At 59.7% G+C, this 19,324-nt stretch carries 28 protein-coding genes and 1 tRNA gene; 2 read left to right on the top strand and 27 right to left on the bottom strand.

Going from position 1 to position 19,324, the window contains the following annotated elements; all coding sequences use genetic code 11:
* Nucleotides 1-105: 105 nt before the first annotated feature.
* Complete coding sequence (locus AC07PQ_RS01190; protein ID WP_493184726.1) at nucleotides 106-351, top strand: hypothetical protein; 246 nt, start codon at nucleotides 106-108, stop codon at nucleotides 349-351.
* A 110-nt stretch (nucleotides 352-461) separates the two neighbouring features.
* Here AC07PQ_RS01190 and AC07PQ_RS01195 read toward each other — a convergent pair whose 3' ends face one another.
* The 15 genes from AC07PQ_RS01195 to AC07PQ_RS01265 form a co-directional block, all read right to left on the bottom strand.
* The gene (locus tag AC07PQ_RS01195) at nucleotides 462-1,226 is read right to left on the bottom strand and encodes a C40 family peptidase (RefSeq protein WP_493184725.1); all 765 of its coding nucleotides are present in this window, start codon (nucleotides 1,224-1,226) and stop codon (nucleotides 462-464) included.
* A gap of 2 nt (nucleotides 1,227-1,228) precedes the next feature.
* The gene (locus tag AC07PQ_RS01200) at nucleotides 1,229-1,978 is read right to left on the bottom strand and encodes a phage minor tail protein L (protein ID WP_493184724.1); all 750 of its coding nucleotides are present in this window, start codon (nucleotides 1,976-1,978) and stop codon (nucleotides 1,229-1,231) included.
* Nucleotides 1,979-1,987: 9 nt separating this feature from the next.
* On the bottom strand, nucleotides 1,988-2,326 hold the full coding sequence (locus AC07PQ_RS01205) for a phage tail protein (protein WP_493184723.1): 339 nt from the start codon (nucleotides 2,324-2,326) through the stop codon (nucleotides 1,988-1,990).
* The gene (locus tag AC07PQ_RS01210; RefSeq protein ID WP_493184722.1) at nucleotides 2,326-5,331 is read right to left on the bottom strand and encodes a phage tail tape measure protein; all 3,006 of its coding nucleotides are present in this window, start codon (nucleotides 5,329-5,331) and stop codon (nucleotides 2,326-2,328) included. Before AC07PQ_RS01210 ends, AC07PQ_RS01205 begins: the two co-directional genes overlap by 1 nt.
* Before the next feature lie 27 nt (nucleotides 5,332-5,358).
* On the bottom strand, nucleotides 5,359-5,631 hold the full coding sequence (locus tag AC07PQ_RS01215; protein ID WP_493184721.1) for a DUF1799 domain-containing protein: 273 nt from the start codon (nucleotides 5,629-5,631) through the stop codon (nucleotides 5,359-5,361).
* A gap of 47 nt (nucleotides 5,632-5,678) precedes the next feature.
* Nucleotides 5,679-6,062: a phage tail assembly chaperone gene (locus tag AC07PQ_RS01220; RefSeq protein ID WP_493184720.1), complete on the bottom strand. Its 384-nt coding sequence runs from the start codon at nucleotides 6,060-6,062 to the stop codon at nucleotides 5,679-5,681.
* A 9-nt stretch (nucleotides 6,063-6,071) separates the two neighbouring features.
* Nucleotides 6,072-6,719, bottom strand: coding sequence for a phage tail protein (locus AC07PQ_RS01225; protein WP_493184719.1), 648 nt, complete (start codon nucleotides 6,717-6,719; stop codon nucleotides 6,072-6,074).
* A 69-nt stretch (nucleotides 6,720-6,788) separates the two neighbouring features.
* Complete coding sequence (locus AC07PQ_RS01230) at nucleotides 6,789-7,205, bottom strand: phage tail terminator-like protein (RefSeq protein ID WP_493184718.1); 417 nt, start codon at nucleotides 7,203-7,205, stop codon at nucleotides 6,789-6,791.
* Entirely contained in the window at nucleotides 7,202-7,798 is a 597-nt protein-coding gene (locus AC07PQ_RS01235; protein WP_274306247.1) for a hypothetical protein, read from the bottom strand. The genes AC07PQ_RS01230 and AC07PQ_RS01235 overlap by 4 nt, the downstream gene beginning before the upstream one ends.
* The gene (locus tag AC07PQ_RS01240; protein WP_053260405.1) at nucleotides 7,795-8,163 is read right to left on the bottom strand and encodes a hypothetical protein; all 369 of its coding nucleotides are present in this window, start codon (nucleotides 8,161-8,163) and stop codon (nucleotides 7,795-7,797) included. Before AC07PQ_RS01240 ends, AC07PQ_RS01235 begins: the two co-directional genes overlap by 4 nt.
* Before the next feature lie 51 nt (nucleotides 8,164-8,214).
* Nucleotides 8,215-8,463, bottom strand: coding sequence for a hypothetical protein (locus tag AC07PQ_RS01245; RefSeq protein WP_493184717.1), 249 nt, complete (start codon nucleotides 8,461-8,463; stop codon nucleotides 8,215-8,217).
* A 37-nt stretch (nucleotides 8,464-8,500) separates the two neighbouring features.
* Nucleotides 8,501-9,004 (bottom strand): DnaT-like ssDNA-binding protein, encoded by a 504-nt coding sequence (locus tag AC07PQ_RS01250; protein ID WP_493184716.1) that lies wholly within the window; start codon nucleotides 9,002-9,004, stop codon nucleotides 8,501-8,503.
* Between the two features lie 3 nt (nucleotides 9,005-9,007).
* Nucleotides 9,008-9,316, bottom strand: a complete 309-nt coding sequence (locus AC07PQ_RS01255; protein ID WP_493184715.1) for a hypothetical protein — start codon at nucleotides 9,314-9,316, stop codon at nucleotides 9,008-9,010.
* Between the two features lie 51 nt (nucleotides 9,317-9,367).
* Nucleotides 9,368-10,315 carry a major capsid protein gene (locus AC07PQ_RS01260; protein WP_493184714.1) on the bottom strand — a complete coding sequence of 316 codons (948 nt, stop codon included), beginning with the start codon at nucleotides 10,313-10,315 and terminating at the stop codon, nucleotides 9,368-9,370.
* Between the two features lie 11 nt (nucleotides 10,316-10,326).
* The gene (locus AC07PQ_RS01265) at nucleotides 10,327-11,055 is read right to left on the bottom strand and encodes a hypothetical protein (protein ID WP_493184713.1); all 729 of its coding nucleotides are present in this window, start codon (nucleotides 11,053-11,055) and stop codon (nucleotides 10,327-10,329) included.
* A 91-nt stretch (nucleotides 11,056-11,146) separates the two neighbouring features.
* On the opposite strand from AC07PQ_RS01265, the gene AC07PQ_RS01270 reads away from it, so the two are divergent.
* Nucleotides 11,147-11,602 (top strand): hypothetical protein, encoded by a 456-nt coding sequence (locus tag AC07PQ_RS01270; protein WP_495072378.1) that lies wholly within the window; start codon nucleotides 11,147-11,149, stop codon nucleotides 11,600-11,602.
* On the opposite strand, the gene AC07PQ_RS01275 is transcribed toward AC07PQ_RS01270, so the two are convergent.
* The 12 genes from AC07PQ_RS01275 to AC07PQ_RS01330 form a co-directional block, all read right to left on the bottom strand.
* Complete coding sequence (locus AC07PQ_RS01275) at nucleotides 11,567-12,661, bottom strand: minor capsid protein (protein WP_493184711.1); 1,095 nt, start codon at nucleotides 12,659-12,661, stop codon at nucleotides 11,567-11,569. The genes AC07PQ_RS01270 and AC07PQ_RS01275 overlap by 36 nt on opposite strands.
* Nucleotides 12,636-14,051, bottom strand: coding sequence for a DUF4055 domain-containing protein (locus AC07PQ_RS01280; RefSeq protein WP_493184710.1), 1,416 nt, complete (start codon nucleotides 14,049-14,051; stop codon nucleotides 12,636-12,638). The genes AC07PQ_RS01275 and AC07PQ_RS01280 overlap by 26 nt, the downstream gene beginning before the upstream one ends.
* On the bottom strand, nucleotides 14,048-15,349 hold the full coding sequence (locus AC07PQ_RS01285; protein WP_493184709.1) for a terminase large subunit domain-containing protein: 1,302 nt from the start codon (nucleotides 15,347-15,349) through the stop codon (nucleotides 14,048-14,050). The genes AC07PQ_RS01280 and AC07PQ_RS01285 overlap by 4 nt, the downstream gene beginning before the upstream one ends.
* On the bottom strand, nucleotides 15,336-15,797 hold the full coding sequence (locus tag AC07PQ_RS01290; protein ID WP_053260398.1) for a DUF2280 domain-containing protein: 462 nt from the start codon (nucleotides 15,795-15,797) through the stop codon (nucleotides 15,336-15,338). Before AC07PQ_RS01290 ends, AC07PQ_RS01285 begins: the two co-directional genes overlap by 14 nt.
* 31 nt (nucleotides 15,798-15,828) lie before the next feature.
* A complete protein-coding gene (locus tag AC07PQ_RS01295) occupies nucleotides 15,829-16,452 on the bottom strand; it encodes a putative metallopeptidase (protein WP_493184708.1) in 624 nt (207 codons plus the stop codon).
* A gap of 345 nt (nucleotides 16,453-16,797) precedes the next feature.
* Nucleotides 16,798-17,031: a hypothetical protein gene (locus tag AC07PQ_RS01300; protein ID WP_493184707.1), complete on the bottom strand. Its 234-nt coding sequence runs from the start codon at nucleotides 17,029-17,031 to the stop codon at nucleotides 16,798-16,800.
* 68 nt (nucleotides 17,032-17,099) lie between these two features.
* Nucleotides 17,100-17,288 carry a hypothetical protein gene (locus tag AC07PQ_RS01305; RefSeq protein ID WP_493184706.1) on the bottom strand — a complete coding sequence of 63 codons (189 nt, stop codon included), beginning with the start codon at nucleotides 17,286-17,288 and terminating at the stop codon, nucleotides 17,100-17,102.
* Entirely contained in the window at nucleotides 17,288-17,518 is a 231-nt protein-coding gene (locus tag AC07PQ_RS01310; protein WP_004573849.1) for an Acb2/Tad1 domain-containing protein, read from the bottom strand. Before AC07PQ_RS01310 ends, AC07PQ_RS01305 begins: the two co-directional genes overlap by 1 nt.
* A 59-nt stretch (nucleotides 17,519-17,577) precedes the next feature.
* A complete protein-coding gene (locus AC07PQ_RS01315; RefSeq protein ID WP_493184705.1) occupies nucleotides 17,578-17,874 on the bottom strand; it encodes a hypothetical protein in 297 nt (98 codons plus the stop codon).
* A gap of 4 nt (nucleotides 17,875-17,878) precedes the next feature.
* A complete protein-coding gene (locus AC07PQ_RS01320) occupies nucleotides 17,879-18,211 on the bottom strand; it encodes a phage holin, lambda family (RefSeq protein WP_041983323.1) in 333 nt (110 codons plus the stop codon).
* A gap of 106 nt (nucleotides 18,212-18,317) precedes the next feature.
* A tRNA-Ser gene (locus AC07PQ_RS01325) sits at nucleotides 18,318-18,443 on the bottom strand.
* 254 nt (nucleotides 18,444-18,697) lie between these two features.
* On the bottom strand, nucleotides 18,698-19,240 hold the full coding sequence (locus AC07PQ_RS01330; protein ID WP_493184704.1) for a hypothetical protein: 543 nt from the start codon (nucleotides 19,238-19,240) through the stop codon (nucleotides 18,698-18,700).
* Nucleotides 19,241-19,324: the final 84 nt, after the last annotated feature.

The raw sequence follows: 19,324 nt of genomic DNA on the forward strand, positions 1-19,324 counted from the left end.
ATAGTAGCCTCCTGCCCATACGCAACGGATTCCCCAGTCCCTTGCCTGCAAGCCCATGGACTGGGGTTGCGCCAATTTCGGCGCGGATAACGCAAGGAGTGTGAAATGAGTGACAAGAAAGTATTGAGTTCATTCGAGATGGGAACGCTCACCGCGATCACCCTAATTGGGACTGCACTTGCATCGCTAGACCTATCGAAGCGCAAGCTAATCAGTGATGCCGCACAGAACCTTATCGAAGGGCTGCCAGTTGACCGCGAGTACGCAGACGGCTCATCGGGCCATCAGTTGGCACTTCGGGCGCTAATAAAAGGGCTGCACCCAATTCAGTCACCGCAATCCGACGACTAATCCATTGCAGTAACTTCCCTGGCTCACAATGATCAGGGAAGTGGTCTTCTTCCATGCTGTTCGATTCTGTTTTTCCGTTACTCATGTGAGCCTCCTGCGGCGCTGACGCATCATGTGGTTGGTTGTGCATCTTTGTGTCTGAGGATCAGGCGCGTTCGATCGAGCCAGGGCCCGCCGAAAACGATGATTTCGCTTGGCCGGCCATACAGGTGGTGCAGCAGGAAAGGCCCGGGGCCGAACACCTCTGCGACCTCCCCAGGCAGTTCCGGGTCTGGGCCGAGGTAAATCCCCGCGTGGTTCGGGTGCGCCGTGCGCCCCACGGCCATGACAATCATGTCGCCGCGGCGCGGCTGGTCGACCCGCACAAATCCTGCCGCCTCATAGGCCTGCTCGTAGAGGCTCGGACCGGCCGGGTCTTCCCACCACCCACCTGCACGCTGGAAGGCTTCGAACTCCAGCCCCCACTCGCGCTTGTACCAGTCCGCGCAGACCTGCCAGCAGTCCCAGGCGCCGTGGACGAATGGTCGCTTGAGCAGCGGCGTGTTGCCCTCCGGCGTGATCGTCCTGAGATCCCCCTCGGGCCAGCTGAGTATGTGCCAGGGCAGCGCCGTGGCCTCGCACATGGCCAGGTCGCGCGGCGACGGCCGGCTGGTGGCGTCAGGGTGCGAATGCACGATGCCGATCACCTCGCCCTGGTCCTCGGCCGCGGCGTAGTCCTCTGGATCAAGCCGGAACTCCTCGTTCTGCTCGGTGGAGATGTTGCGGCACGGGAAGTACTGCTGCTTGCGCCCAATGGCCAGCAGCAGGCCGCAGCACTCTTTCGGGTACTCGGCTGCCGCGTGCGCCTGGATCGCGCTCAGGATGTGTTTGCGCATGGTCAGCTCCGGGCAATGATGGAAACGGCCGGAAAACCACCGAAAGGCAGCTCGTTGCCCTCCCCGAAACGCGGAATGCATCCCCGGCCCAGAGTGGCGTCGCACTCGTCCTTTTCCGGGTCGTCCGTGGGCAATCCGTCCTTGTCGACATAGCCGCCGGTGTAACCGCAGTTCGGCCCGCGGTACCCACCAGTGAGGCACCAGTGGCAAAGCGTGGTCGCCTGCCGGCCGATGGACTCCCCACCAACGTCGCCCGGGCTGGCCAGCTCCCAACTGACCGTTTCCCCGTCCTCGTTGGTCTTCTGGTCGATGTACCAGACCTCGATCGTTTCCTGGGTGGGGTCGGCCGTTGGGTTGCCGCTCGGGAAGTTCTGCGCATCCAGATAGCTGCCCAGCGTGTGCCGCATGGTCAGCTTGAACTCGAGCAGGTCGTCGAAAGCCAGGCACAGGGCTGTGATGCGACCGTTGACGTTGCCGACCGACAGCGTTGGTCGTACCGCGGTACCGTCGCCGTTTGCTTCGATGCCGTCGATCTGCATGGGCCAGGCGCCGTACTCGTTGCCCTGCCACCAGATCGCCTTGGCCGGCAGTTGGTCGGCGTTTGGCCCTGCTGCCCGCAGCTCTTCGGGCGAGTGCGGGATCGCATGCCCGTGGAAGCGCAATACGTCCGCCCCATAGTCCGATCCGTCCAATTCGAAGAGCAGTACTTCGCTACCAGGCTCAAGCGCCTGAATGTCACTGATCAGCGGCATGATTGCCCCTTATGGATGAAAGGCCCGGTTGAACGTGGCCGTGATCTTGAAGACCCCGCCCCCGACCGGGGTGGGAACGGGATTGACGCAGGTGAACAGGCCCAGCTCGCCGAGCGGGGTCGTCCAGAGAAAAGCTTTCGCACCGGCGTGCCGATCGTAGAAGGCCATGATCTCAAGCGCCCGGGCCTTCGAACCGGTGTAGGTGACCGGGTAGGAGTCTTCCTTGTTGTTCGGCCCGTCGCCGGCTGTTTGCTTGTAGCCGTCACCGAACTGCGCGGTTCGCACCCGATAGGTGATCTCGGGTGCGTCCCCGTTCTGCGTTGGCCAGGTGAACGTTTCAATCGCCATTACCCCCTCCCATTTATCACGCGCCAAATCGAACCACCTGGCTGCAGCCCTCTGGCGATTGCCGTTTCAGCCTCAACCTTTGCAGCCTGCTGAATGCCTTTGCCCAGCTGCGTCGTGTCCTCCTGGGTGGTTCCTTCACCCGCGCCCGATGTTTGCACCGAGACGGCTACCGGGAAGCTGTAGGTGTTGCCACCTCCACCTCCAGACATCGCTGCCAGAGCAGGCCCGCCGCCACCGCTCAGGGGTGTAACGCTGCCCCCATTAGCCCCGGTCATCAGGAATGACCGGCCGCCCTCGTTGTACAGCTCCGGTCCCAGTTCGTTGACCTCGTACAGAGAATTTGGCGCAACAGGACCACCAGCAGCTCGCTGCCCAGAAACCCAGCCCGAGAAATCACTACCCGTGTAGCCGGCCTGCGTCGAGCCAGGCGAGGTCGCCCCGGTACCGCTACCGGCGAAGTAACTCACTCCGACACCAACGAGGCTACTCAGCAGCGATGAGCTCGCCTGGCGCGTAGCAATCCGAGCCATATCCGCCAGCACCGACTTGGTGAAGTCGGAAAACGAGCCCTTTCCGGTCACCGCGAAGTTGACGGCCGCGTCCTCCATGGAGCTGTAGGCGTTGGTGAACAAGCTTTTCGTTTGGCCTGCAACGTCACGAGCCGACTCTAGGTAGTTCTGCCAGGCCGATGTAGCGCCGGCGCTCCAGCTACCCTGGGCAGCGGTCATCTCGTCGTAGTTGGAGATCGCCGTTTCCTGCAGGTCCCGTTGAGTCTTGTCCAGGGCCGCCAGCTTCTGGTTGTACTCGTCGAGGCTCATGCCACGGGAGCCATCGCCATACTGGTCGGCCAAGGTCAGACGCTGCTGGTTGATCCGGTCGTCGATGCCATTCTGCTGGTCGGTCAGCCCGCGCTGCCGGTCACCCTGCCCAAGGCCCGCGGCCGCACGCTGCCCCTGTCGGCGCAAAGTGTCGACTTGCTGCTGCAGGGCTCCGGTATAGGTGCTGACAGCCTGGGCCTGCTTCTTGAGCCTGCCCTCCTCGTTCGCGGCCAACACAGCCAGTTCCGAGTCGGCATCCTTCTGTGCCTTGACCATCGCTGCGCGGGCGTCGGCGATCTTCTGGTCCAGCTGGATGCGCTGGGCCGCCGAGGTGCCGGCCTTTCCCTTGGTCGCTTCGAGCGCCGAGATCTCCGCCTCGTAAGCTGCGGTGACCTCGTCGCGTTCGTTACCGATCATGGCCTGACGCTTGAGCAGGTAATCCGCCTGGGAGACCAGGCCGGCCTTCTGCGCAGCTTCCAGTTCCTTCTGGGCGTTCTTGTACTCGGACAGGATGCCGGTGAGGGCGTTTTTCGAGTTGTTGAAGCTGGTCAGGTCAACGGCGCCCGCGGGTGTTTTCGAGTCCTTGAACTTGTCGTTGATATTCGCGATGTTCTTGTCGACCACCGCCTGATTCAGGCGTGCATCGTTGGGGCTGACTTTGCGGATATCGTCGAGCTGCCGCTTGTACTCCTTCAGTGCGTCGGCGCGCTTCTGCTCGTTCGTCCAGGAGGACTTGGTCAGGGCATCGACCTTGCCCATTGCGGTGACAGCATCCTGCTGGGCTTTAGCCTGCTCACCTTCCCACTTGGCAATGTCCGCCGCCGCGGCCTTCTGATCCTCCAGCATATTGAGCTGGTTGCTGTAGAGTTCGACCATCTCCTTCTGGTTCTGGAACGCTCCAACATTTCCGGACTGAGCCTGCTCCAGGTTTCGCCGGGCCTGTTCGATATCAGCGTCGATATCGGGCCGCCCCAGGTTCTTCAGGTTGTCCGCTGCCCGCGCTACTGCGTTGTAGCCCTTCTCCCAGAAGCTGAGGTTTTCTAGGATCCGCGGCGTACGCTCGTTGATCGCGTCGGCGTATTGCTCGGTCGCCAGCTTTACCGCACCGGCATGATCGCCCTGCTCTTCAAGCGCAGCGATCTGCGAGTAAACCGAGGCGGTCAGGTAGTGGTACTGCTCGTTGAGCGCTGCCGAGGCCTTTACCGGCTCGTCTGCGATCTTCGCAAATTCAGCGACCGTATCCTTGACCGCCTTGCCGGTAGCTTCCTGCATCGACACGGCAGCCTGGGTGATACCCAGGAAGCTCTCACCCGCGATCTTGCCATTACCAGCCAACAGCGCCAGGACCTCAGCGGCCTGCCCGGTGGTGCCGACGGTTGCGCCGACCTGGCGTGCCATATCGCCAAGCTGCCCAGCGCTCACGCCGGCGAAGTTGCCGGTCCCAATCAGCGATTCGTTGTACTCATCCTGCTCTTTGGTGCCCTTGTAATAGCTGAATCCGAGAGCAGTAACTGCAGCAGTGACCAGTGCTATAGGCGCCAGAATAGCTAGAAGCCCCGTTGCCGACGCGCCAGCACCAGCGCCCAGCTGGGCCACGGCGCGAACACCGCTGCCCCAATCACCGGACGACAGCGCGTTACCGAGCTGCAGGACGTTTTCCTGAGCCTGGCGGGTGCCGAGGCGCAGTTTGTCGAAGCCGGAGGCAGTCTTCTCGAGCTTGGCGTAGTCCTTGTCGATCTTGCTCAACGCGGAGTTGTACTGCTCCTGGCTGATACGGCCAGCATCCAGGTGCTTGCCCAGGTCCTCGATCTGCTTGTCGAGCTTGGCCACCGCCGTCATGGTCGGGTTGATGGCCCCCAGCAGGCTGTTGAGAGCCTTCTGTTCGTCCAGGGTGGACTTGACCAACGCGGCCTGCTGCTTGTCGAGTTGCGCAGTGATCTTCGCAAACTCGGCCTCGCCATAGGCGCCGGTCTTGGTCAGCCTGGCCAGAGCATCACGTTGCTTGGCCAGTTCCTGGGTGGACTTGGCGCCAGATGACAGCGACTTCTCCAGCGCCTGCATCTCGTTCATCAGGCCGACGGCGGACTGCTCGGCCCGTGTGCCGGCCTTGGTCATTTTATCGAGGTCGGTTGCAGCCTGAGCAGCATCAGCGGAGTCGACGCGGATCCCCAGTTCAGCAATGTTCATCGACTCACCTTGAATAGTTGCCCGCGGTCACGGGCTGGTTTCTCTGGCCTCAGCCATTACGGCGAGGGCTTCAGCCTCCATGACACGAATGTCTTGGAAAATGGTGGATCTATCCTTGGCAGGGATCCCAGTGAGCCGCATGACACTGGGCAGCGCTCCGTAGTCCAGCCCAATAGCGCCGCCGGCACCTACGCGCCATTGAGTCCCCATTGACTCCATGACCAAGAAGGCCGGCCAGTTGTCTGGCCAGACCTCAATGGTTTCGTCGTAGTCCTCGGGGGAGAAGCCGAACATTGCCATCTGCTCGGCGGAACTGTTCGACTCATAGAGCGCACGCGCGGCGGCTTTTAGTTTCCCAGGCGGGCTTTCCCGAAGGCGTCGCTGTAAGCCTTCACAACGGCGTCAGAAACACCGACGCAGCTCTTCACCAACGCGGTGACGGACTCGTCGTTGAACTTGTCGCCAAACCCCCATCCAACCACCAGGTCCTTGATCTGTTCGACGCCTTGTTCCACCTCTGCCGCAGTAATCTCGGAGAGTGTCGGCTCGACACCCTTGAAGCGCTCGCCAATGGCCTCGGCTCGATCCTTCCAGGAGTCGAATAGCTCAGCCAAAGCGGTGCGATCACGATATTTGAACGTGAACGGAACCATCACCGGCTTATCGCCAACCTGGGGGATGGCGACATCGATGGTGAACGTAGGCTTTGGTGCGATAGAAAACTTTGCCATGAGGCCCCCTTACGAGTTGTAGCGAGTTGGGCGGGAGGCGAACGACAGCGTGATGGTCCGCGTCATGATGTTGTTGCGGCTGAGCGTTGGGGTCGCGGTGATCGACACGTAGGCGTAGTAGTAGATCGTTGCCCCGCTGGGCAGATTGGCGCGAACCAGGCGCGGCTCTTTGTCTTCGTCCGCCGCCTCGACGATGGCGACATACGCTTTCTCTGGATCGTCGGCCACAGGAAGAGTCATGCTGCTGGCAGATTTGGTGGTGGGCATTTGACGATCATCGTCGTCTTCCAGGAACCCGTAGGTCAGGAATTGTTGATCCCCGCCGTTAGCCGCCGGCTCGGTGATCTGAGCGATCTGCGTCCAACCAGAGGCGGAGCGGACCGTGCCCGCACCAGATCCGGTTGGATAGTTCTTTGTACTGGTGGTGTCCACGCCCTCTGCGGCAAAGTCGCCTACGTCGGAGTCGATCACCCGAGCCGGACGACCATTCAGCTTGGCCCAAGCCGAATCAATGACGATCACATCGCCATTGGCCAGGCCGTGCGCGGCGGCGGTTAAAACTGCGGGCTTTGCATTGGTGATCGCAGTAAATGCCTTCGGGGCGCTCATGGTGCCCGCAATTTCGAAAGTCGTTCCGTTGGGAATCCTGACGCTCATGGTTTTTCCTCTTTGCAGAAATGACAAAACCCGCTCGATGGCGGGTTCTGGGTTTGCCCAACGGGCGGATTAGTTCGTATCGGAGCGGTACTGAAACGATACCGGGACGGTGTATGTTGTGTCGGCCGGGATTCCTGGGCCTTGGTGCACTGGCGTCATGGTCACCGCTGTCAGCAAGTCTTTCGTGTTCCGTTCGTAAAGCGGAAACAAGGCTGCAATCTGATCGGCCAACGCGCCGGCGGCGCCGCGGTACTCTCCCGCCGGCATTACGATGCTGACTTGGAAAACGCCGGTGCATAGCAGGTGATCACCGCTGAGCGTGTTGCTTGTGGTGTTGGCAGGCAAGGTGAATGCTCGTAGATAGGTTTCTCCATCAGCAGGCTGGTAGACCTCATTCTCGACCACAACCTTCAGCGGCACAGGCAAAGCCTTCGCCCAGTCGATGACCCTGGCCTCGTAGATCGAGGCAATCACGTTGTGGCTCATACCTGATTATTCCTGATGGCTTCCTGCACGATCTGCTGGAAGCGAGCGACAGTGACGCGGACCATGCCCCCCGGGGCCTGGGTCGAATGTCCAAACTCGAGCGGGATAGCGTATGGCAAGTTGTTGATGAGGTAGGCAACCTGGCCGGCAGTGAAGTCGCTGACCGCCGAAACCAACGCTGCGATTGTCTCCTGCCCGCCCGGGTCAACCTCATCAAAAGTAACGTTCTCGACCACATCTATCGAGAGATGCCAGTTCGCCCGGAACCGGCCCCCGACGTAGCCCTCAGGCGCGACGATGTCCATGCCGTCGTTCAGCTTGCGTCCTGGCTTGAGTCGGCCGGCCTTCGTGAGGTTGGCCGGGTCATTGCGCAAGTCACTGTTGTGATCGTCCACGGCTTTGTTGTACTGCCGGGCCACAGCGTTCTGCGCCCAGATCTCCGGATTACCCACGGGTGACATGCGGATCAGGCTGCTGCCGACCTCGATGATGATCTCGCGCAGGCTGGCATCGATGGCTTCCGTGGCCTGGGCTGCGAACTCGGCAAGGCTGAGGGCGAAGCTGCCGGACTGGCCGGCCCCTGCCCGGCTCACGATCTCACCTGCAGCTCGTACAGAATGGGTGTACCGGCCGGGTTGATCTCTTTCAGCGGCGGGACAATTGACCAGGTGCGCCCCTGGACAACGACCTTGTTCAGCAGGCCTGGCGCCCACTCAAGCCCGCGGGCAGCGATCTTGAGCTTCTTGTCGCCGACCTTGATCAGGCTATTGGCCTGGAACTCCTGACCGCTGAAGTCGAGCAGGATGCCTTGGGCGGTTTGCTCGGTAACGGTATCAGGACCTGCCGTTCCAGTGCCCGGGTCGTACTCGCCGGGTTTAATGTCGCGGATGAGCACGGGCTGGCCGAACTCTGTGATCATCTCCAGAGCCATCACGGCCATTTCGTCGTAGAAGGCCATTAGGACTCCAGATGTGAAAAGCCCAGCGCGATGGCTGGGCCCTTGGTCTTTTTACTTGTCGACTCGAGCTACGATGTTGTAGCCGCTAGCCGCATAACCTTTTGAAGTGATCTTGGCGCCCTTGAAAAAACTCCGAAGGCGCTGATCGAACAACTTGTAGATCTCGGGGCCGACACTAACCTCTTCAGGCTCGGTGAGCGTGAATGAGTAGCTCACGGTATGCCTATCAGGCTCCCTCAAATGCCCCTTTTCAATCTCCTGCATAATTTCATCAACTATTTTCTGCACGATTGCGCTCATCGACCGACTCCATTCCGATAAACGCCGAACGCTACCACTATGCCCGAACTGCAAACAAGCCGCGTCGCTGCAGATAATCAGCAAATTGCGTTGCACTCGGCCGGTCCGGCGCCGCCGGCAACAGTCGGCCGCTGGCGTTCGGGATAGTCGCGTACTCGCGAGTTACCGCCCCTTCGACTCGCTCCAGAGTAATCGCGCCTTTGCGCTTCTCGATCGGGTCGATGTCGTCGGTGTGGATCTCGGCGGCCAGGGCCATCTGGCCGTACTGGATCCGCGCCGGCAGGTAGTTGTCAGGCTTGATCTCACAATCAAGCTCAACACCTCGCCGGGGCCAGGCCAATGCCTGGTCGCTATCCATCTTGCGGCCCTTCCAGGTCATGCCATCCATTGCCAGAGCCGCCCGGCGAAGCAACGCTTCCTGGGCAGGCACCTCAGCGGGGATGGTCACGCCGAACTTCACGGCGTACATGGCCAGGTCCTCGGCGGAGGCGTAGCTTTCGGCGTCAGGCTTACCGGTGCCGCCCTCGATGATGAGAGTCATGAATCAGCTCGCTGGGATGAGTTTCAGGATTTCGGCTTTCGGGGCCTTCGGATCGAACTCGATGCCTTGGGCGGCAAGCCAATCACGTAGGTCCGCCACGCCCATTTTGGCTGGGTCAGTTTCAACAGCGCCGTCAGGCTCGACAACATCCACCTCGATCTCAGCAGCCTTATACGCCTCGACTACAGCCGGCCAATCCCCCACAACGGTGACCTTGGTCACACCGGACTCAGGCTTGTCGAAGTACTGCGGGTTGCGATAGCGCTTATCCGGATCAAAGTCCGTGGTCTGCGCAGAGTAAGTCAGTTCCATGTGGATCTCCAAAGCGGCCCATCACAGGCCGCCAGCTGAAGTGGACGCCGATTAAGGCGCGGACAAGTCGATTAGGACGCCGGCAGTGACCTTGTCGCTGGTGGCGTACTTGGTCCAGTTGGCACCGGCACCGATCGCAGCCAGGTTCGGGTTCACACCACCGGTGGAGTCCTTCCAGCTGTAGCCCAGCAGATCCAGGTTGAAGGTGCCTTCGGCGCGGAAGCCCATCGCCAAGTTTTCCTGGGTGTTGATCGGGTACGAGCGGAAGCCCGGGGCCTGGGACTCGGTGATTTTGATCGCACCAGCCTGCAGGCCGAAGATGGTTTCCGCGGGGATGGTGTCCGACACCAGCACCGGCTTGCCCATGGTGCCTGGCTGGCCACCATAGATGACCACGCCGGCTTCTTCGTAGACCTTCTCGGTGATGGCCTGGTCGACCATGTCGAAGTAGGTCGCCGAGTCCATGGTCCACAGAGCAATACGGCCGAAGCGATCACCGAACTTGCGCATGCCCTTGGTCAGGGCCTTCTTGCCGTCGGTGGCAAAGCTTGCCTTGGCAACCATCGCCGGGTTCGCACCAATGGCAGCCTTGAGTGCTGCCATCGCGTACTGGATGTAGCCTTCCAGCACTGCATCGGCGTAGTCGACGCCAACCAGTTCGGAGAACTCTTCCGGCGAACGCGCGCGACGCTTGAAAGCCTCTTCTGTGGTTTCGTAAGGACCGTACTTGAACGGCACCTTCACGCCGACCATTTCGCCAGAGCCGATTTTCTGGCCGGCCACCGCGGCAGTCGAGTTGACATCACGGTGAGCGATAGAACCCCCGAGCTTGTAGAAAGCACGCTTGCGCAGGTCACCTTCGATCAGCTCGTTATCCAGCACCAGGGCGCCGTTGGAAGAAGCGTTGAACACATCGATCACGTCCTGGATGCGCTCCAGATAGGCGGTTTGGGCAAGGTCGTTGTAAACGATCATGTCCGAGTTGACGGTAGTCGCCATGGGTTACTCCATTATTTGGGCAATTTCAGGTAAGCGTCCTGGCCGTTCTTCGTGATGAACTCACGCTTGGCCACAGACGTCATTTCGGAGCGCTTCAATGCGGCATTACCGCCACCCCCGCCCGGGGCATTGGTCCCTGAAGCCCTTGGCCACAGATGAGGTGCGCTTTCGCGCAAGGATTCCGCCCATTCGAGCGGAGTCAGAGGGGTCTTGCCGTCTTTGCCGAGGATGGCCTGGCCTTCCTTGTCGACAGCGATCGCTTCGCCTTCTTCGTTGAGCGTGAACTGACCTTTGGCGCGCAGGATCAAGTCATCTGCGGCCTCGGGCAGCGCGCCGGCCTTGATGGCGGCGGAACGGATAGAGTCGCCCAGGACTTTGTCCCGGAACTTGCTGGCGAAGGATTCGGCCTTTTCAGCACGATCCTTCTCAGCCTTGAGCTGCTTGTCGAAATCACCACGCAGGCGCTCGGTGCGCTTGGTGACAACCTCGTCGATCTTGCCTTCGGTCAGGAGCTTGGTTTCTTCGTCCTGGCCGGCCTTGGCCAACAGGCCCTTCACGGCGTTGAGGTCCAAGCCTTCAAACTGGCTCTCGAACTGGCTGAGTTTGCCGGAGGCGTCCTTCAGCTTGCCCAGCAGTTCGGTGTTCTTGGTTTTCAGCCCAGAAACGGATGCTTCAACGGCAGTCGCGATAGCGGCCTTGATTGCCGGGTTTTCCAGGTCGATTTCGTTTTCTTCTGCCACGTTGATGCACCCCTTGGGTTTGGATTAGCCTGCCTGGCAGGCGTAAGTAATCACGTCCCTCGATTCAGGGACGTTCGAAATGGAGAGCGTTATGGCGCGGATGGACACAAGGCTGGAAAGCGAGGGAGCTGAATTTCTCGTCTTGGGGCAATTACTGATTCATAAAATTGCGGCCTACAAGACTTACACCAACATGCCGGGATACGACATTGTCGCCACCAACGCTGAGTACAATTCTTCCGCGAGGATTCAGGTAAAGAGTCGCTGGAGAACTGGTGCGACTGGCTTCCCTATCAAGAACTTCGAGTGCGAGTTTGTGGTAGCGGTATTCCTCAATCGCGGGTCTCCTGACGGAAAGAAGCAACCCATGCCGCCGCATTACTACGTTTTGCCAGTTGCAACCGTCCAGGCACTGCCTCGCTCCGAGGGTTGGAGTAAAGTCGATCTGAAACACTTACCCGAACTTGAACAATACAGAGAGGCATGGGGATTGATATCAGACGCCTTGATTTCAAGCCGTGCCAATTCCAGCCTTTTGGAACGCTAAAGGCTCCAGCCCCTTCATCTGCACCAGGGTCAGCGGCGTGAAGTTGCGATCGAGCTGCAACTCAGCGAAGCGCTCGATGCTCAGGCCGCCCTCGCGGAACAACTTGGCCCGCACCGGCCCGATAGCCACATCCTGAAACGACGCTGGCTGCTGCTGAAGCCAGTGGTAATAGTCGAGGCTGGCACTCACCTGCCCCGCTCCATCTGCGCCCACCGAGGCCCGGGTAGCGCCCTTGGCGAACATCTCACTGAGCTTGGTCAGCAGGACGAAGGTGGTTCGGCAGTTCGGGTGAAACGGCGGCCGGGGTCCGGAATCGACCGGGAACCGGCGCTTGTCCATCGAGCGGCATTGCTGGCTGGTCTTGCTGTCCAGTGTGGCGACCATCTCGACCTCGGTCACCACGTCCGCGTTGGCCTTACCCACCTCCATGCGCGCCTGGGACGACACATGCTGAATCGCCGTGTGCACGACCGTGCTGGCATTGCGGTTTGTGGTCGCCAGGATGCCGTCCTTGTAGCCCGACGCCTTGGTGCCGCGGATGTTGCGGATGATCTGGAAGTTCGTTTGCCCCTCGAAGAAGCCCTGCCGGATCGTGCCAGTCACCCGGTCACGCTCTGCACCGGCCCAACCCTTGATGAATGACTTCAGCAGCTTGCCGCCGCCGGTGCCACGCACGCTGAGCGGGTTTGTCAGCACCGCTGTACGGATCGCAGCGGCCGTAGGTGCCACCACATCCAGCGAGACACCAACCGGCGCCGACCTGGCTAAGCTCGTAGCCTCAAACTCGGCCTCGTAGTTGGCGATGTCGATTAGATCGAGGTTCAGCTGCGCGCTGTAGCGGTCGAAGATGCCCAGCAGCAGGCTATCGACCTCTTTCAGCAGCGCCTCCAACCGCTTGGTGTTGTACTCGGTCAGATCCGACTGAGTGAGGCGGTCGCGGATAGATCGGTCAATCTCCTTGAGGAAGGGAGCGAACTTGCCCACCTCCCCCGCCTTCAACTGCTCGAGGAAGACTGCGTGCCGGATCGTGGCATCAAGGATTGCCTGGTTTACCGCCATTTGGTGCGTCCTCGTCGTCCAGGCCCAGACCGTCGCCCTGCTCCTGCAGCTCGCCATCGATCTGCAGGTTCGTGCGTTCTGGCGCAATAAGCCCAAGCTTGCGTAGGTAGGCCCTCAGGTCGGCCTTCGCGAACCCGCCGTTCTGCCAGAGCCCAACAAGTGCAGTGATCATCTGCGGATCAGCCGTCAGCTCAACGAACTCCTGGTTCACCTGGTAGGCGACCTTCTTGTCGGCGACGCCCATATAGGCACAGCACCACATGATCGCCCGGGTGTAAGCCTCGCTGACGTTGGCCACACAACCGGCCAACACCGAAGTCGATGCCGATTGATCGCCGCGGGCTTCAGTTGCCGTCTTGGACGAAAGCGAAGCCACCACCATGCGAGCGCCCAGCTCGATCATCATCTGGTTCTTGTCGGCCATGGCCTCCTTGACCAGTGTGTTCGGCTGCGGCTGCGCGTAACCGAATGCGCCACCGACAGGCAGCATCATCGGCGCGCGGGAGCCAACATAGACGCCGTTCTTCTCCATCCAGTCGCGCCACTGCTCATCCAAGCCGGAGATCCACGGCTGGGCCTGACCACACCAGAAGACGCTGTCCTCGTAGTCGGCGCTGTTCCGGTAATGGCCCAGGTTAATCATCGCGATGTCGTAGAGCGGCGACTCGTCGATGCTCGGGTCGTTGTTCTGCGCGCCAACGAAGGTGAACGGGATTTCTTTCAGACGTCCAGTGATGCCCTCAGGCCTGAACTCCTCAACGACGGTCAGCGGGCCGCCTTTAGGGCCAGACCGACGCCAGACCCGACAGACAAAGCCCTCAGGCTCCAGTGCCAGCTCGCGATACTGCTCAATCACCTTGAAGCCGAAGCCGTCCTCCACCTCTGGTGCCTCCCGCAGCACCACCAGGGTCAGAACGCTGTGCCCATTCACCATGCCGGTGCGCCAGTTGATGATTTCCTCAGCGCAGTACGACAGGATCACCGAGTGGCCGCCAATGCCATCGTCCTGGTGATAGTCGACGTATAGGCCATGACGTCCAGCCTCAAGCACCTTCTCAAGCGTGCCCTGCGAGTGCTGGTAGATGCTCACGCCGGAGCCGTTGGCGTTGTCCTGCAGGTATTCCAGCTTCTTCGGTACCGTCAACGTCGGGTCTTTGTGGAAGGCCAGGCCGAGCAGCCCGTTACGAGTGTGCCCGGTAGCGTTCTTGAACACCGCGCGCTCGCGGTATGCCTTGTTGCGATCCTGGTTCTCAGGCGACTTGTCGTGTGCATTGATGTACGGCAGTCGGTCGACAACCCGGTGCTGGCCGGCGCATACGTCGCGCACTGTAGACCAGCGATCGAGCGCCTCGAGGTAGTCCGCCCGCTTGAAGGAGACGTCGTTGCTCATCGGGCGTATCCCATTTTGATAGCGGTGACCGGTTTGATGATCGGGTACTCGCGGTGAATGAAGTAACCACCGCCATCGTTGGCGTGGTCGTTGCCTTGTGTCTTGTCTGGCTCGCCATTGGGTGCCCAGATCTGCTGCTCCAGGCCGTCGGCGTAGGTTGGGCAGGTGAACGGGTTGACCAGATAGCGCCGTTCGCCCTGGGCGTTGCAGAACATGGCGTTCATAGCGTTGATACGATCCTTCACCGGTGGGTTCGCCGCGGGCGCGATGACGGAGAAACCGGCCTGCTTGAGCATCGCGATGTCCGTCATGCTGGCGTTGACCGACTTGCGCGAGTCGCCGGAGGCGTCCGGGTAGATCCGGATCTCGCAGGTCTTCTCGAAGTCGTTGCCGTTGTGGCGCCAGTAGCGCTCTTTAATGCGGCGGATCATGTCCGGCGTGTCGTAGCCATCCATGAGCTCATCCACTGCCCTGGGCAAACCCTGCTCGCGCTTGACGTGGGTGATCGCCGCCATCTTGCCGACGTTGAAGTCCATGCCAATGAACAGCGGCTCACCCGGCTGAACAGTGTCGAAGCACTGATTCAACTTGCGGTCGTAAGCGTGGTAGATCGAGCCAGAGGTCAGGTTGACGAACTGGCCATTCAGGTAAGCCCTGATCAACTGCTCGGGATACGACTCCATCAGCGATGGGATGTAGTCGTCCGGCAGGTTCAACTCATTGTCGAACGTGCTGGCCTGGACCAGGCCGTACATGCCCTTGAGCGCCGGCTTGTCGCGCAGCTGCTTCACGAACTGCTGGAACACGAACTTGAAGCCTTCCGGCGTCGTGGTGACGTCTACCCCGTTCTTCAGCCCGGGCAGGTTGTAACGCATCCGCGCGATGATCTTGCGCCAGGCCTGCTGCGCCTTGATCGACGTCAGCACGTCCAACTCATCCACCAGGGCGTGGCCGATCTTGAAGCCGACGATGGTCTGCGGCTTCTCCATCGACCGGCAAATCACAGTGCCGCGGTACTGCCGGCCGCTGTAGATGTGAACCTCATGGTTCGCCTGGTTGATCTTGGTCTTCAGCCCCCAGTCATAGGCCACCTCATCCATGGTTGGATAGAAGATGTCCCGGATCTGCGGGTAGGTCGGAGCGAAGTACCCAGCGTTGACGCCGGGCCACTCCATGAAATGCTTGCTCAGTGCAGAGCATCCAACCCAGGTCTTCCCCGAGCCGAAGCCAGCAACGAATGCACGAAACTTGTGGGGCAACAGAAGGAACTGCGACTGCGGAACGTTAAGGCTCGGCATTCGGCTTCCTCGCATCCACTACGTCGACCTGGATCCGGGTCGGGATCACCGGCTCGTCGTCAGGCTCGTCTTTCCGTTGGCGATTCACGTAGACGTCGCCGCACTCCTTGGCAGCCTGTTCCAGGATCTGCATAGCCAAGACGATGTTCTTCATCCCCTCGGCGCGCTCCACAAAGCGATTCATGGCGCGCAGTCGGTACGCACGGTTGGCGATCGGGATTTCTGCCGTGTCCTCACGAAAGCGCTTACGGGTGTCGTGGAACAGGGTCTGCCATTTGATCGCGAGCCCCTTACCCGCGGCCTTGGTTGGGTCGTGTGTCTCCACCTGCTGGCGGGTAACCACCACCCCAAATTCGTTCTTGACGGAGTCGACCACCTGAGAAGGTGTGTCAAAACACGCCAGAGCCTGAACGATGAAGCTCTTCACCTCATTTTTCAGGGTTGCCATAGGGTCTCATCCGTCTAGAGCCTGTCTAGAATCAGGCCGACTTGAGCAGACAGGTTCCGCAGGCCCTCGATATGTTCAATTTCCCCACCTCAGCAGGATTGTTTGCAGCGTCCACCAGCGCCTGGACGTCAGGGCTTGCACCGTAGCGGCGGACCACGCCGACAAACTCCTCGACGTCGTGGCCACGCATCTCGATCTTGGGTGCGCCTTCCTTGGTGAAGGCTGGCTGGCCGTATTTGTCTTTGGCGTGGGCCAGGTGGTAAAGCTCGTGCTCCACTAGGGCGCAGAACTCTTCATCGCTGCATTGGGCGCAGTAGTCAGCGGCCAAGGTGATGATGAAAGCCGGCACCTCGCCGAACCAATCACGCATCTGCTGTTCCATCCGCGCCTTCTGCCAACCGCCGGCGCGGAACGCCACTTGCTCGGCCTGGCCCAGGACTGTACGGCCCTGCTTCTCGAAGTGTGACGATGCCCACATGACTTGGATGTCTGCATCCAGTAGGTGAGCGTGATCTTCGTTGTGGATGCTGCCGGTGTCGGCAAGGATCTCCGCCTGGAGCCATTCCCACACTTCGGGAGCTGGAGTCAGGCGGATACCGAAGTCGGATAGCTCCGACAGCTCGAGCAGTGACGATGGAGGGTATGGCCTGTCCATGGGTCACCTTGAGCTTGATATAGTCTTTGGATGCCAGTATGTGTAGCAGTCAACCCAACCAAGGAAGTCGGACCATGCAGGAGACCTATATTGTTCAGCGTAAGCCAAGGGCCAACGCAGTAGTTCAAGGCAACCGACCAGGTGAGCCATTAGACCCGCTCCCACTTGGCCGAATTTGTTTTCGGGTTGTGGATACGCGAACAGGGGATTACATCGGGGGACCATATGACGATGAAGGGACCGCAGACGAAGAGTGCCAGCGCCTAAATCATATGCATGGTCGGTGAGCATGCAGCCTGCCATGCGGCAACCAATTCCGGTGGCCGCATGAACGGACGACTAATCTTAGCTGTGGCCATCATGCACAGTGATCCTCATCCCCGTAGCCACAACCTCATACTCAGTTTCTGAAATCTTGTTTGCAGCGCCCCCATACTGCATTTCGAAACGCTTCAGGCCTTCATGTCGGACTATACCGTTAAGCGTTCGCTCGACGATCTCATCCTGATAGACATTGATCACATAGTCCAAATTGTCCGTACCAACAGCGACGATGTTTCCAACATATTTCTCTGCCATGTCCGTGCTCCTTGAGTGAAATTTCAAGGTAGCTGGTGCTGACCATTCCATCCAGGGTATCGAGCAATTCAACTAACCATGATGTTGGTCTGCACCTGAGCATGCCCGTGCAGGAGAGATACGACCAAACCTTGAGGCAGGCCGGCAGCCTTGGCAGCGTCGACAGCCTTGGCGATCGCGCTATCCAGCTCGGTCAGCGCCTTGGTGATGTCCTGGCTCAGTGGGAGCGCGTGGCGCAGGCGCGTTACGTCGCCCATCAGCTGAATGGATCAGCGGGTTTGGCGATCGAGCGCACGAACCACATGAAGCCCTGCTGCAGGTTGGTTTTGGCCAGGGCCAGCAGGCGCGGATCAACGCCTTCAATCTGACCAATCTGCTTGAACAGCTCGCCGGCGTCAGCCTCCAGAGCCTTGATCGAGTTCATGCCGTCGATTTCAGACTGGGTCAGGTCGCGGTAGCCGGTGATTTTCTTGTGCTGGTTATCCATGCTGCTCTCCTCGTCGCGTGTCGCGACACTATTTGCTGATTCGCGAAACGTGTCGCGACCTACGCTGCAAGCTGCAGCTGCTTGTTGAACAGCTCGCGGATCTCGCCAAGCCTGGCCATTAACAGCGGCTCCCCCTTCAGGTGGATCAGATGGGCCAGCTGGTGGACGATTCCCTCATCCGAAAGGACAACGCTCGACGGCAGCTCCTTGAACCAACACACGAACACCGCGAAGTGCAGCGCCGCGGGCAGTTCCTTCAGGAAGCGCTTGTCGGTCATGCCGGCGAATCGGGCGTGTTCCTCGCGTAGGTCCTGGTAACTCGCGGAGTAGTGGTTTCCGCCGATGATGTAGTCCATGGGACTACTCTGCCTTTCGACTCGGCAGCTTGAAGTCAGCGAACCGATCAGCCAGTTCAGCGATCTTCTTCACACCGAGGAAGCCGATGAACACGCCAGCCGGAGTGGCGAAGCTCTGCGGCAACCCGAAATACTCGAGCAGCGGTATCAGCCCAATGGTGATCAGGGTGCAGAGACAAGCCTCAAGCAGTGCCTGGCGCCGAGTCCCGCCGCCGTAGATGATGCGTAGCGCACCCACTACGAACGACAGCGCCCCGGCATAGATCGTCGGCGCGTGCTGGCTCAGCCACGCAAGGACGAGCAGCCAGGTATCTGGTTTATCGGGCATGTTCGGCATCTCGATTTCCTCCCGGTCGGGAGTTGATGGATTAAAAAAGGGCCTGCGTTGGCCTGGGCATTGCCCAAAACAAAAAGCCCCGGCGAATGCCGAGGCCCTGAATAGGTGCGGATGGACAGGGTTCGAACCTGCGGCGCCCTTGGTATCGGTCCATGGCGACCACCTCAAGCAACTAGCCATGAAGCCGGCATTACCCAGCAATTCAACCTTTGGCCACTCAGTCACCATCCGCATGGTGTGAGGGTCTTTCCCCTCCTGTCCGCCGAAGGCTATCACAGCGTCGACGCCCCTATGCATCGATCTCGCTGATCCAGTCTCACGCCACCCCGCAGCATTGTGAGGTCAGGGTGCACGGGCTGCCAGTGTTGATTCCGTACGTCGCACTATCCGGCTATCGACGTCCAGGTGTTCCCGAGGGCTGTCCTGGCTACAGGTGAATTCGAGGCAATAAAAAACCCCGATTGAGGTCGGGGCTTCAGGCCTTCATTAAGCATTTTCGGCAGGAAAGTGCCTTCTTAAAAATTCTGTAAATGTTTCATTTTCGGAATCAAAATCCCGCATCCGAATCACAGTAGCTCCGCGCTCTAGCGCTTGATCCATAAGCCTGCCATTTCCAAGGCGAGCCTCGTCAGTGAGCACCGCGAAAACAATGGCATGAGAAAGCAAGAGGCGATCAGTATGATTTCTAGGAAGTCCAGTAGGTCGCTCTGGGCCGAGCTCTGATTTTGTTTCTGCGAGATACTCCACTTGTGAAAGATCAGCGAGAAACCCTTGACCAAATCCGTATGCACTGGGGTCCTCGGCAAATCCAAAGTATCCAGTTTCTGCAACGCTTTCGCCCCTGGCAATTCTCGAAATCCAGCGCTTCTTTTCTTCCTTTTCTTGGGTATCGGGTATCGCGTCGATCTCTATCAACACTTCTCCGGTCACATAAAACTGGAACTCATCCCCGTTTATATGCCCCGGATCGATACCGAGCTCAAAAAGCCTATCGAAAGCACAGTTATCGATAAATATTGCTCTTGGCATACCCAGCTCCGTGAATTTGGCAGCCTTCAATGTTACCAGAACGAAAAACCCGGCTCTTGGCCGGGTTCGGATATTCGTGTGCGT

The organism is Pseudomonas sp. GW821-FHT09E12 (genome assembly GCF_059416085.1).